Below are 12515 nucleotides of genomic sequence, written 5' to 3' on the forward strand. Positions count from 1 at the left end.
TCGGACCCGGGAAGTTCTTCGTATTCCTCAGCATACCCGACATCGACGAACCGGAGCTGTGGGCCAGATGGTACGCGGGCATATTGAACGAAATACGTTTCTAGGAGTCTCGAAAGCTGGAAAGATTGGCTCAGAACTACTGAGATAACAATAAACGTAGCTCTTATAAATTGAAAACACGCCGGAGAATCCCTCTCCGGCGTGTTCGTTAAAAATACTCCTCAGCTTCGATTCACTCGAGCATTTTGCGTATCTTTTCGATGTCTTCTTCGACTTCCTCCGAAGGATCGATCTCCATGAGCGATTCGAGGTATTCCAGCCTCAGGTTCAGTCTTTTATCGACCCACGCCTCGTCGTCGTTTATATCCAGGGCGAGCGAGTTGTTTCTTAACAATATGCTCAGGAGATACACTCTGGTATCAACCGAGAGTTCTCTTTCCAGGAAAACTCCCAGGGCCGTCTCTATCTCTTCGATAGTGCCCAGCACATAATCCACAAAGTCCATGCCGTAACTACTCTGCTTGGCGTAAAAATATGCCGAATCGCTGAACGTGCGTTCAAGGTCCTGAAGAATTTCATTGTAGTAATCGCCGGCCACAACGGGGTCGTCGCCTTTCAGTCCGTACATCATCTGAAGTATCTGGCCCTTTTTCTCGCCCGTTTCGTACAGCCTGGCTATCGCCATTTCATAGCGCGGATCGTTCGTCAGGCCGAGCATCTGGGAAAGCTCAATGAAGACGGCGTACTCGACCGGCGCAGGGCTTTCGACCGCCCCATCACCGAAAAGCCTGGTGGCCAGACTGGCGATCATTTCAAGCGAACTTTCCCTGTCGGCGGATGCGTCTATGAAGCTTTTATAGAAGAGAAGTTCGCTGTCGAGTATCTCGAAATCGAATTTGTTGGCATCTATGTAGGCTTCGATCCACTCAACATAGACATCGTCACGGTACCTCTCGACAAAATCGCTGTATGTATCCTCGCTGGCTTGTAGGTCGGAAAGCGAATCGATCTCTATCCTTTCTTCGACCACTATCAGGTGATATCCCGACATGGTCTTCACGGGGCCGTAGAGCTCGCCCACTGGTGCCGTGAAGATGGCTTCCTCGAACTCGGCGACGGTGTCGCCTCTACTAAGATAATCCAGCTCTCCGCCGTTCAGGGCCGAACTGGAATCTTCCGAATACTGAGCGGCCGCATCGGCGAAGGTTGTCTCTCCGTTCTTTATTTTGTTTTTTAGAGAAAGCGCCGTGGCCTCTTCGCTGACCAATATGTGCCTTGCCTTCACCGTCTCGTACAGGTTCCGAATGGTCTCGATGTTTTCCGTAAAGTAAGTCAGAAGCGATTCCTCATCAGTCGGAATTGCTTTATCGAGAAAGCGATTAATCTTTAGCGAATAGGTGACATATTCTTTGATTTCTTCGGCAAAGACGTCTATTGAACCGTATGCCGCTTCTATCTGCCCGACTGTGTATAAGTCTGAAGTGTACATCGAAAGCATGGCTGCCGTCTCGCTGGCCACTTCGTCCTCTGATGGGAGGAGCCCGTTCTCCAGTACGTAATAGTCGACAAGCTTTTCGTCAACTAAATAGGAGATGATTATCAGCTTCATGTTGTGCTCGCTTGGAATGTTCATATTAGTGAAGTACGGGTCGAACACAATTCCCTGGCCGGCAGCGTCTGAAACGTTCGAATAGAAAGCCTGAACTAGTTCTTCTGAAGATATCCAGAACTCCTCGGGAAGAGCCTCGCCATTTCTGGTAACTTTTACTGCATATTCAACAGCCTGAAGAGTGATGGAGAAAAACACCAGTAGCACCAGTAGAAAAGCTTTTTTCATGACCTGTGCCTCCTAATAAAGTAGATACAACAATGATAGCACTTTGATATACGGGAATTGTCAAAACAGGTTCGGGAAACGAAAAAAACAACGGATCATTTGAATACCTGAAAATCCGATACAAAGACTCTGAAAAGCTCCCGGACCTCCTTGAGAGAGTCGCATTTCATGTATTCTTTTCTCATATTCGAGGCGTACCTGATGTTTCTGGTGTAACCGGCGAAGGACTTGCGCAGGTCTCTAACGGCCTGATCCTCACCGACTACGTCGGCCAGCCTTTCAATGTGGTTCAGAAAATGTTCCAGTCTCTCGCTCAAACCGAACTCCTCGTAAGCACCGAGCTCCATCAAATCTCTGGCCTGTTTGAAAATCCAGGGATTGCCTATCGCACCTCTGGCAACTACAACGCCGTCTATCGAGTGATTGTTGAGAGCCTCCGCAATGGCCTGGGGTGAAAACAGGTCGCCCGAACCGTAGGAAAGGATTCCTTCCCGACGGAGCGTTCCGGCGATCCTATCTATCTCTTTCCAGTTGGCCGAACCGGAATACCCCTGCGAAACGGTTCTTCCGTGAATAAAAACCGCGTCGGGTCTTGCTTCCGCGATGGGCGGGATGATTCTCTCGCTCTCGACGCTCTCCCAGCCGAGCCGGATCTTTACAGATACGGGTACGCACGATACTTCCTTCAGGGCTTTTATCATCTCTCCTATCTTGCCGGGATCTTTCAGAAGGGCACTCCCCGCACCACGCCTGGTTACCTTTCTAACCGGGCAGCCGGCGTTGATATCGAACCACGTGGCCACGTCCTTCAACTTCAGAGCGGCCTTCGCCATTCTGCCCGGATCGGAACCGAAGAGCTGTATCCGGCAGGGGCCGGAGGGGATCACTTCTTCGGTCTTTTCTGTAGATCTCAGCACGCCCTCCACGCTGAGCATCTCGCTGAAGGCGAAATCGGCGCCCCACTCCATGACCAGCTCCCGCATTACGCCGTCAGTGTAGCCGGCCATGGGGGACAGCCCTATTTCTTTATACATAAGTCTTTTCGACCTCTTCGATTATCGATCCGGGAACCATTCCCAGCAAAGATCTCTTCGATCTTACCCTCTTCCTTATCTCGGTAGATGAAAGCTCTATCATCGGCGCCTTAAGCAACACCGCTCCTTCCACAAGCTGCAACGGCTTTTCGTTGCACGAACGTGGATATACCGCCAGCCGGGACTCTTTCAGAAGCATTCTGTACTCGTACCAGCTTTCCAGGGCGCGATAACTGTCCTCACCGGCGATCAGGTAAGGTCTGCAAGAGTGTTTCTGCGAGAAGTACCTCATCGTGAAGAGCGAATAGGAGATACCTCCCCTCTCTTTTTCGTAATCTGAGATCACTATCTTTCCGATCCCTTCGAAGCCTTTTTCCAGCCATTTTTTTCTGAGTTCGTACGGTGCAAGGTTTATCTCTCTCTTGTGTGGAGGCAGATAGGCGGGGACGATGTACAACCTGTCCAGTTCCAGCTCTTCCAGAGCCCTGATCGCAATGATGATGTGACCGTTGTGGACCGGGTTGAACGACCCGCCGAACACTCCAATCCTATTCTCTGAAGACATATTCTCTATCATCTATCACGACGGTATCGCCCTCTTCGATACCGGCATTTTTTAATTTATTCGTGAGTCCGCCCTTTTCGAGCTTGTCCATTATGAATCTATCCCTGAACTTCTGCGCCTTGATTTTCCTGAAGTAGAAATCCACTGCCGGTCCGAAAACTACGAACCGGCCTCTGGAATCCTTCTCGACTTTGAAGTTCTCCGGTTCGGGAGCCGTGTACACGATAGCTTCCACTACCGGCAAGGGGAGATCTTCCTCGACTTTCAGCCTGTTCAGGAAGGACTCGCTATCGCCGATAACGTTCCATACGAGTCTTTTGAGATCATCGACTCCCTTCGAAGTGGCGGCCGAGATAGGCAGGATCTCCTTGCCGGTCTTTTCTTTGAAGAGTCTCACCCGCTCGTTCAACATGTCGGGGGTGAGAAGATCGCTTTTATTGCCGACCACTATCTCCGGCTTTTCCAGGAGCTCCGCTCTGTAAAACTCCAGTTCATAACGGATGTCGAAGTAATCCTGCACGAAATCCCTCTCCTCGGTCTGCGCAATATCCAGCAGATGGACGAGTATCTTGCATCTCTCTATGTGCCTCAGAAAACTGTGTCCGAGACCTACTCCCTGGTGCGCGCCTTTGATCAGACCGGGCACGTCGGCCACGATGTATCCCAGAAACTCCGTCGCCATTACGACTCCCAGATTGGGAGAGAGCGTTGTGAAGTGGTAGTTGGCTATCTTTGGTCTTGCGTTTGACACGACCGATATCAGGGTCGATTTGCCCACGTTGGGAAAACCGATGAGTGCAACGTCGGCTAGAATCTTCAATTCGAGCCGCACATACAGCTCCTCGCCGGGCTCGCCGTTCTCGGAGGCTTTGGGAGCCTGGTTGGTGGAAGAGGTGAAACGTGCGTTCCCCCTGCCCCCTTTTCCGCCCCTGGTGAGAACGACCGTTTCGCCGGGTCTGTTCAGATCGGCCAGCGTCTCGCCGGTTTCGGCGTCGTAAGCGATGGTTCCCACAGGCACTAGAATAACGAGGTCCCTGCCCTTCCTGCCGGCCATGTTTGACCCCCCGCCATTTTCTCCGTCCTGCGCCATGAATTTCCTTTTGTGTTTGAACTCGTAAAGCGTGTTCCTGCTGTTACTTGCTCTCAAGAAGACGTGTCCTCCGCTCCCGCCGTCGCCGCCGTCCGGTCCGCCGTAGGGTATGTATTTCTCTCTTCTGAAGGAGACGGCACCGTTGCCGCCGTCGCCGGCCTTGACGTAAATTCGCCCCGTATCTACGAGGCTTTCCTGATCGTTCGCGAGCATCCCAGCACCTCCTTGGGTCTTCTATTATGTTATAATAACATCGTTGAAGGAAGGAGGAAAGTCGAAGTGGACCACATTGTCAATATTGGTTTCGAATCTTTTGTCGTGAAAGATAGGGTACTGGCCGTTCTTCCAGTTGCAAGCTCGGCTGTGAGAAGATTGAAGCAGCTCGGTATGGAGACTGGAAAGATCGTCAACCTGACGTTTGGTAAGAGAACCAAGGCGCTTCTCATAACCGATAGTGGTCACATCATCTTCTCGTTCCTTCCGCCAAGAAGAATCATAGAAAAACTTTTCAAGAACTAGGAGGAATTATGGACATAAGTATGGCGCCTTTCGTACCCTACGTAGTTGAAGATAGAGGAAGGGGAGAGAGGATATTCGATATTTTCACCAAACTTCTAGCGGAAAGGATCGTCTTTCTTGGCTGGCAGATAGACGACGAGATCTCCAATATCGTCGTAGCCCAGCTTCTTTTCCTTGAGTCGCAGGATCCGGATAAAGACATCAATCTTTATATAAACAGCCCTGGTGGATCGATCACCGCCGGCCTGGCGATCTACGACACCATGCAGTACATAAAGCCCGATGTCTCGACGATTTGTATAGGCATGGCCGCTTCGATGGGAGCGATCCTCCTCACCGGCGGCACGAAGGGAAAGAGATATGCACTGCCCAGTTCGAGAATAATGATCCACCAGCCTTTCGGAGGCGCCGAAGGGGTCGCGAAGGATATAGAGATCAGAACCAAGGAGATCCTTTACCTGAGGGACGAACTCAACAAAATCCTAGCCTTCCACACGGGTCAGTCGATAAAGAAGATAGAGAAAGACGCCGACCGCGATTACTTCATGAGCGCGACAGAGGCGGTCGATTATGGAATGATAGACAAGGTGATAGAACCCAAGAATAGAGAGAAAGCCAAAGAGTGACTGATTTTTCTCTTATGGCCGGCGCAAAGCGCCGGCTTTTGACGTATCTGGGGTTGGTAGTGTGTCTGAGATAACACCGATGATGCAGCAGTATCTCGAGGTCAAAAACAATTACAAAGATTGCATAGTCCTCTTTCGTCTTGGAGACTTCTACGAGACGTTCTTCGACGATGCCAGACTGGTCGCCGATGAGCTTCAGATAGTGCTCACTTCGCGAAACGGCAATCCCATGGCCGGCGTCCCCTACCACGCGATCGACGGTTACGTGAAGAAGTTGATCTCCGCCGGCCATAAAGTCGCCATCTGCGAACAGACCGAAGACCCGGCGCAGGCTAAGGGATTGGTGAGGAGAGAGGTAACCCGCGTCATGACTCCTGGAACCCTCATGGAAGACGAGCTTCTCGCCAGCCAGTCCAACAATTATATGTTGACCGTGTCCGAAAAGAAGGGCACGTTTGCGGTTATCCTGAGCGATATTTCTACCGGGGAAGTGGTCGCTACTACCTGCGAAAGCCTTCCGGAACTCCTGGATATAATATCCGGTTTCGAACCGGCCCAGATACTTCTCAAGGAGAGTCTGAAAACCTTGAAAAAGGATATCATGACGGTTTCCAGTGCCTTCATAGAGATCTTCGAAGACTGGAACTTCGCGCTCTCCTCCAGTCTCAGGTATGTAAAAGAATTCTATTCTCTGGCCTCCATAGATCACCTGGAGCTCGATTCATCACAGCTGGAGGCTCTCGGAGCACTCTTCAAGTACCTTCAGATCACCAACCTCAAACCGATGAAACATCTATCGCTGCCCAGAGTTGTCAAAAAATCCGAAACCATGCAGCTGGACGCCTCCACGATAGAAAATCTCAACCTTCTGGCTAGCCAGGGAAAGGGTTCGCTCATAGCGATAATGGACGAAAACATGACCGGTATGGGAAAGAGGAAGCTGAAGCAGTGGCTTTTGACACCCCGTACCGATGTTCATAAAATAGAGCGGAGGCTCGATACCGTTCAAAGCCTTTCGGAGGATCCGCTCCTTCTGGAAGAGCTCAGGGAGTATCTCGGCTGTATCTTCGATCTGGAGAGAATAGTTTCCCGTCTGGCCAGCGACCGGGCCTCTCCCAGGGATCTCCAGTCTTTGAGAAACTCCCTCAGAATCCTTCCCCTCGTAAAGCAGCTTCTCATGAGCAACCCTTCTCTACGTGAAACGGGAGAGGGGATAATTCTCTTCTCGAAAGAACTCGAGTTACTGGAAAGGGCGTTGCAGGACGAACCGTCCGCGTTCGTCGGCGATGGCAAGGTGATAAGGGAAGGTTTCAGCCGGGAACTCGACGAGCTGCGGGATCTCATGGAGAATTCCGTCGAGAAGCTGAAGGAGCTGGAACGGAGAGAGAAGGAAGCGACTGGAATAAGCACTCTCAAGGTCAAGTACAACAAGGTATTCGGTTACTTCATAGAGCTGCCCAAGGCCCAGGCTTCGAAGGCTCCGGAAAGCTACACCAGGAAGCAGACCCTCGTGAACTGCGAGAGGTATATAACCCCCGAACTGAAGTCTTTTGAAGAAAGGGTTCTCAGCGCCGGCGAGAGAATAGATTCGCTGGAAAGATCGCTGTTCGAAGATCTCTGTCGCGAGACGGGAAACTCGGTGAAGGATCTGCAGGAGCTTTCAACAGTGTTAGCGGAGCTGGATGTCCTTCAATCTTTCGCCTCGATAGCCAGAAAGTACGGGTACATCAGACCCGAGTTTGCATCGGACGGTACCACCAGAATCGAAGCCTCCAGACACCCGATAGTGGAGAGGTTCGTGGGCGAGTTCACACCAAACGATATAGCCTTCGGCGAGGAAGGGCGTTTCTTCATACTCACCGGTCCCAATATGAGCGGGAAGTCCACATACATAAGGCAGATAGCCCTCATCTCTATAATGGCCCAGATCGGTTCTTTCGTTCCGGCCTCGAGGGCGGTTTTGCCTGTTTACGACCGGATCTTCACAAGGATCGGTGCCAGGGACGAGCTGGCCGGCGGAAAATCTACCTTCCTTGTGGAGATGATGGAAACGGCCACTATCCTTTCAAGAGCCACCGAGGGCAGTCTGGTAATACTGGACGAAGTGGGAAGGGGAACGAGCACTTTCGACGGCATTTCGATCGCCTGGTCGGTCTCGGAATACATATATGAAGCCATCGGGTGCAACACGGTTTTCGCGACTCATTTCACCGAATTGACGGAACTCTCTCAAATGTACTCAGGAATAAGAAATAAAACAGTTAAAATTATGGAGACCGAAAAGGGTATAGTCTTTCTACACAGAGTGATTGAAGGTGTTGCAAGCAAGTCGCACGGTATAGATGTCGCGAAACTGGCGGGTATTCCCGGCGTGGTTCTGGAGAGGGCCGAAGAGATACTCAGGGTTATCTCCAAACAGTCGGCGCTCGATAAGGCCGTTCGAGTGCTGACGACAGACGATCTTGTCGAAATACGCAGAGCAAAGAAGGGCAAGATGAACCGCAACCAGATAACGTTGTTTGACACATAGATCAATGGAGGTTGAGCATGTCGAGAATTGAACAATTCAGAAGCAAACTGGCCGAAATGGGACTTGAAGGTTTTGTCCTTTACAACTACGAATCGAGTAACAAGTCGAGTTCCTGGTACCTTTCGGATTTTTCCGGTTCTTTTTCTGTACTTGTCGTCTCCCCGGTAGGTGAGTATATCATCACCGACTCCAGATATTACACCCAGGCTTCGATCGAGACCGGTTTCAAATTGATACCCTACAAGAGCGGCGATGAACTCAAAGACTTGATTTCAAACATACTCAAGAACGATGGTGCCGGAAAGGTCGGCTTCGAAGAGGACACGATCAGTCACGGTCTCTACAAGAGAGTCTTCGAGAATCTCGGCGTTGAGCTTTTTCCAGCCGACGTGATTTTGAAGGAAATGCGTATGGTTAAGACGCCGCAGGAGATCGAGAAAATAAAAAGTGCCGTGGTAGTGGCCGAAGAGGCTCTCCTGGAAACTCTCAACTATATAAGACCGGGAAAGAGCGAAGAGGACATAGCGGCCATTCTCGAGCACGAGATAAGGACACGTGGCGGTTATCTAGCCTTCGACACTATAGTCGGCAGCGGTCCGAGAAGCGCGGTGGTACACGGTAAGCCTTCAGACAAAAAACTCCGCGAAGGCGAGTTCGTGCTCATAGATTACGGCGCGAGAGTTGACGGTTATAACTCGGATATCACCAGAACCTTTTCGCTGGGAAGTCCCAGCGAGGAGATGATAAAAGTTTACGAAGTCGTCTATGAGGCCCAGAAGGCGGCAAAAGAAGCGGCACGCGCCGGAATTATCGGCAGCGACCTGCACGAAGTGGCCGCTTCGATAATAAGGCAGGCCGGGTACGGCGAGTACTTCGGGCACGGTCTGGGTCACAGTCTGGGAATGGATACCCACGACGGATCCGGTGGCGCGAGCCCTTCGAACAAGAATCCCATTCCCGCAGGGGCCGTGATCACCATCGAGCCGGGTATATATTTGCCGGAAAAGTTCGGGGTCAGAATCGAGGACGACCTCTATTTCGGAGAAGATAAAACCGAGGTGCTTACGAACCTCGATAGAGAACTCAAGATACTGTAACGATCCGGAGGTGGCTTCTACATGATAGAAGTTGGCAAGTTAAGAAAGGGAATGCCTCTGCTTATCGATGGAGAGATTTACATCGTTCTGGAGGCGAATAAACACTCCATGGGACGGGGAGATGGAATAATAAGGACACGAATGAAGAACCTCAAGACCGCGCTGGTCAGGCAGTTCACCTTTCAGGCCAGTGAAAAGGTCGAGGAGGCTTCGCTTTCGATAAGGCACGTCCAGTACCTTTATTCCGAAGAGGATTTTTTCCATTTCATGGATCTTGAAACGTTCGAGCAGTACACGATCGGTCCCGACGAAATGGGAGACGGCCTCGAATATTTGAAGGGAAATGAAGAGGTAGATCTTCAATTCCACGAGGAAAGGCCGATCGGAGTGATCCTACCCAACACCTTAGTACTCCAGGTCACGGAGACGGCACCGGCCTACAAGGGCGACACAGTTTCCGGAAGCGGTAAACCGGCAGTTCTGGAGACCGGTTTGAAAGTGACAGTACCGTTCTTCGTTGAGAACGGCGAAATGATCAGAGTCGATACTAGAACCGGCGAATACATCGAAAGAGCCTGATAAGGAAAGGAGGGAGAAGAATGGATTTCGAAGAGACGGATCTTGGAAGGATCGAGATCTCTGAAGCCGTGATCCGGGATATAGCGATTCACTCCTACATTGAATTCTTGAAGTTCGATCCCAGAGAAAACAAAGCCAGGAAGGAAGCCAAATCAACCGTCGATATCGATCTTGACGAAAAAGTGGACGGAACGAAAACCGTTAAGATCACCGTGAATACGAAGATCAAATATGGGGTCTCTATTCCTTCTTATGCCAGAAAGATGCAGGAGAAGCTTAAGAACGACGTAGAGAGTTTCAGTGGTCTGAAAGTGGAGGATGTCTCGATAAGTATCGAGGATGTCTATGAAGAGCCCCAGAAGCCTGCCGTTATCGAAGAGGACGAGCCCGAGCACGAGGCGGCCCTTCCTCAGCAAGAGAGCCAGGCCGTTGAAAGCCCTGTTGCCGAAGAAGAGATAGAGAAGGAAGAGGAAAAGAAAGAGAAAGAGGTATAACTCCACAATGACGGGTCCAAACAAAAGCCGGCGGAAGATGCGCGAAATTGTCTTCAGCGCCATATACCAGTTCGACTTTACTGAAGATGCAGAGACTTCTTCTGCCTATCTTGAGAGGGAACTGAGCTTTTTTGCCATGGACATGGAGATGAAGCTCATAACCCGAAAGTATTTCGAAAATATACTTCGAAGAAGGGAGGAGATCGACGGGATAATAAGAAAACATCTGATGAACTGGACCTTCGACAGGCTCGCCTCGACCGACAGAAACGTATTGAGGCTCGGCACTTATGAAATCATCTATGAAAACGCGGTGCCGATTGAAGTGACGCTGAACGAAGCGATAGATATTGCAAAGAAGTACGGTTCGGAACAGGGAGGAAAGTTCGTCAACGGAGTTCTTGATAGGATTGCCAGGGAATGTGCACCTGTCGCAAAAAAAGACTTATAATGGGAGGGTCAGTATGTTAACCGATCTAGAAATAGCTCAAAAAGCGGAACTCAAAGAAATCAGCGAAGTAGCTTCCTCGTTGTCGATACCTGAAAAATACATAAGGCAGTACGGAAGAAACATAGCCAAAATATCCCACCACTATCTTGAAGAGCTGCAAGAAAAACCCGACGGAAAGCTCGTACTAGTTACAGCAATAAGTCCTACCAGCGCGGGTGAGGGAAAAACGACTACCTCGATAGGACTGGCAATGGCACTCAACAAGATAGGGAAAAAGACATTTGTTACTCTGAGAGAACCCTCTGTCGGCCCTGTGATGGGTATAAAAGGCGGTGCCGCAGGAGGAGGTTATTCTCAGGTCCTTCCGATGGAAGAGATAAACCTGCACTTCACTGGCGATTTCCATGCTGTTTCTCAGGCTCACAATCTGCTTTCAGCTGCAATCGACGCGCATATAAAGTTCGACAACAAGCTCGGTATCGATCCCGCAATGGTTTTCTGGCCGAGAACGATGGACATGAACGACCGCGCCCTAAGAGAAATCATCGTCGGTCTCGGCGGGAAGAGCAACGGCTATCCAAGAGAGGAGTCTTTCGTCATAACGCCGGCTTCCGAAGTAATGGCGATAATCTGTCTTTCCAAAGATATCGATGACCTCAAGGAGCGACTGTCTAGAATAGTCGTGGCGAGATCGAAGGATGGCGGCTTCATCACTGCGAAGGATCTCAAAGTCCACGGTGCCATGGCCGCCCTGTTGAAAGATGTGCTCGATCCCAACCTTGTCCAGACCATCGAGGGGACTCCGGCCTTCGTTCATGGCGGTCCTTTCGCCAACATAGCCCATGGGACAAATACAATAATCGCCACCAAGATGGCTTTGAAACTCTCCGATTATGTTATAACAGAGGCTGGCTTCGGCGCCGATCTTGGAGCGGAGAAATTCCTTGATTTTGTCTCGCCCGTTGCGGGATTTAAACCGTCATCGGTCGTTCTCGTAGCCTCTATTCGCGCCTTGAAAATCAACGGCGGAGCATCGAAAAAAGAAGTTAACCAGGAGAATCTCGAAGCGTTGAGGGCTGGCTTCGAAAACCTTAAAGTCCACCACGAAAACCTGAGAAAGTACGGAATACCCGTTCTGGTAGCATTGAATGAATTCCCCAGCGATACGGAAAAGGAAAGGGAGCTTTTTGATTCTCTGTGCAGCGCTAACACCATTTCTTACGAAGTTTCCAGAGTGTGGGAGAAGGGTGGAGATGGTGGAATTGAAATGGCAGAAAAGCTAGTTCAGCTCGTTGAGAATGGCAGCAACAATTACAGGCCGATCATAGATCTCGATATGCCCGTTGAAGAAAAGATAAAGAAACTGGCCAAAGAGATATACAGGGCCGGAAAGGTTGAGTTTTTACCTGAAGCTCAGGCCAAGCTCAAGCTGTTCAAGAAGCAGGGACTTGACAGATTACCGGTTATCGTTGCCAAGACACAGTATTCCATAACCGACGACGAGAAGAAGCTGGGAGCTCCATCCGGTTATACTTTCAACGTTAGAAACTTGAATCTCTCTGCTGGAGCAGGTTTCATAGTAGCCGTTTCGGGAAACATAATGTTGATGCCGGGCCTTGGAGAGGAATTCTGCGCCCAGCAAATAGATGTTGATAAAAATGGCAAGATAAGCGGACTATTTTGAGGTGGTTTC

The 12515-nt window shown here is 50.3% G+C and carries 12 protein-coding genes; 8 read left to right on the forward strand and 4 right to left on the reverse strand.

The window, feature by feature from the left end:
- Window positions 1-232 precede the first annotated feature (232 nt).
- The 4 genes from PKX57_RS02620 to obgE all read right to left on the reverse strand — a co-directional run bounded on the left by PKX57_RS02620 (window position 233) and on the right by obgE (window position 4739).
- Window positions 233-1837, reverse strand: coding sequence for a peptidylprolyl isomerase (locus tag PKX57_RS02620; protein WP_214050108.1), 1605 nt, complete (start codon window positions 1835-1837; stop codon window positions 233-235).
- 95 nt (window positions 1838-1932) lie between these two features.
- Entirely contained in the window at window positions 1933-2871 is a 939-nt protein-coding gene (locus tag PKX57_RS02625) for a tRNA-dihydrouridine synthase (RefSeq protein ID WP_214050107.1), read from the reverse strand.
- Window positions 2864-3436, reverse strand: a complete 573-nt coding sequence (gene nadD / locus PKX57_RS02630) for a nicotinate (nicotinamide) nucleotide adenylyltransferase (RefSeq protein WP_470745828.1) — start codon at window positions 3434-3436, stop codon at window positions 2864-2866. The genes PKX57_RS02625 and nadD overlap by 8 nt, the downstream gene beginning before the upstream one ends.
- Window positions 3420-4739 carry a GTPase ObgE gene (obgE, locus tag PKX57_RS02635; RefSeq protein WP_214050106.1) on the reverse strand — a complete coding sequence of 440 codons (1320 nt, stop codon included), beginning with the start codon at window positions 4737-4739 and terminating at the stop codon, window positions 3420-3422. The genes nadD and obgE overlap by 17 nt, the downstream gene beginning before the upstream one ends.
- 66 nt (window positions 4740-4805) lie before the next feature.
- Here obgE and PKX57_RS02640 point away from each other — a divergent pair, with 66 nt between their 5' ends.
- The 8 genes from PKX57_RS02640 (at window position 4806) to PKX57_RS02675 (ending at window position 12506) form a co-directional block, all read left to right on the forward strand.
- Window positions 4806-5045, forward strand: a complete 240-nt coding sequence (locus tag PKX57_RS02640; protein ID WP_169698069.1) for a DUF370 domain-containing protein — start codon at window positions 4806-4808, stop codon at window positions 5043-5045.
- Between the two features lie 8 nt (window positions 5046-5053).
- Complete coding sequence (gene clpP / locus PKX57_RS02645) at window positions 5054-5671, forward strand: ATP-dependent Clp endopeptidase proteolytic subunit ClpP (RefSeq protein ID WP_169698070.1); 618 nt, start codon at window positions 5054-5056, stop codon at window positions 5669-5671.
- A 61-nt stretch (window positions 5672-5732) separates the two neighbouring features.
- Window positions 5733-8201 carry a DNA mismatch repair protein MutS gene (mutS, locus tag PKX57_RS02650; protein ID WP_472415952.1) on the forward strand — a complete coding sequence of 823 codons (2469 nt, stop codon included), beginning with the start codon at window positions 5733-5735 and terminating at the stop codon, window positions 8199-8201.
- A 17-nt stretch (window positions 8202-8218) separates the two neighbouring features.
- Complete coding sequence (locus tag PKX57_RS02655) at window positions 8219-9298, forward strand: M24 family metallopeptidase (RefSeq protein ID WP_213919933.1); 1080 nt, start codon at window positions 8219-8221, stop codon at window positions 9296-9298.
- Window positions 9299-9319: 21 nt separating this feature from the next.
- Window positions 9320-9877 (forward strand): elongation factor P, encoded by a 558-nt coding sequence (efp, locus tag PKX57_RS02660; protein ID WP_213919934.1) that lies wholly within the window; start codon window positions 9320-9322, stop codon window positions 9875-9877.
- A gap of 20 nt (window positions 9878-9897) precedes the next feature.
- Window positions 9898-10371, forward strand: a complete 474-nt coding sequence (locus tag PKX57_RS02665; protein WP_213919935.1) for an Asp23/Gls24 family envelope stress response protein — start codon at window positions 9898-9900, stop codon at window positions 10369-10371.
- 7 nt (window positions 10372-10378) lie between these two features.
- The gene (gene nusB, locus PKX57_RS02670; RefSeq protein ID WP_213919936.1) at window positions 10379-10822 is read left to right on the forward strand and encodes a transcription antitermination factor NusB; all 444 of its coding nucleotides are present in this window, start codon (window positions 10379-10381) and stop codon (window positions 10820-10822) included.
- A 13-nt stretch (window positions 10823-10835) separates the two neighbouring features.
- Window positions 10836-12506, forward strand: a complete 1671-nt coding sequence (locus PKX57_RS02675) for a formate--tetrahydrofolate ligase (protein ID WP_472411632.1) — start codon at window positions 10836-10838, stop codon at window positions 12504-12506.
- Window positions 12507-12515: the final 9 nt, after the last annotated feature.

Source organism: Mesotoga sp., assembly GCF_035363035.1.
Classification (GTDB): Bacteria; Thermotogota; Thermotogae; order Petrotogales; family Kosmotogaceae; genus Mesotoga.

Bases quoted from the DNA above. Each gene is read 5' to 3' on its own strand.
- PKX57_RS02665 (WP_213919935.1), top strand. From the start codon at position 9,898: ATGGATTTCGAAGAGACGGATCTTGGAAGGATCGAGATCTCTGAAGCC.
- obgE (WP_214050106.1), bottom strand. From the start codon at position 4,739: ATGCTCGCGAACGATCAGGAAAGCCTCGTAGATACGGGGCGAATTTAC.
- PKX57_RS02655 (WP_213919933.1), top strand. From the start codon at position 8,219: ATGTCGAGAATTGAACAATTCAGAAGCAAACTGGCCGAAATGGGACTT.
- efp (WP_213919934.1), top strand. From the start codon at position 9,320: ATGATAGAAGTTGGCAAGTTAAGAAAGGGAATGCCTCTGCTTATCGAT.
- PKX57_RS02620 (WP_214050108.1), bottom strand. From the start codon at position 1,837: ATGAAAAAAGCTTTTCTACTGGTGCTACTGGTGTTTTTCTCCATCACT.
- nusB (WP_213919936.1), top strand. From the start codon at position 10,379: ATGACGGGTCCAAACAAAAGCCGGCGGAAGATGCGCGAAATTGTCTTC.
- PKX57_RS02625 (WP_214050107.1), bottom strand. From the start codon at position 2,871: ATGTATAAAGAAATAGGGCTGTCCCCCATGGCCGGCTACACTGACGGC.
- clpP (WP_169698070.1), top strand. From the start codon at position 5,054: ATGGACATAAGTATGGCGCCTTTCGTACCCTACGTAGTTGAAGATAGA.
- PKX57_RS02675 (WP_472411632.1), top strand. From the start codon at position 10,836: ATGTTAACCGATCTAGAAATAGCTCAAAAAGCGGAACTCAAAGAAATC.
- nadD (WP_470745828.1), bottom strand. From the start codon at position 3,436: ATGTCTTCAGAGAATAGGATTGGAGTGTTCGGCGGGTCGTTCAACCCG.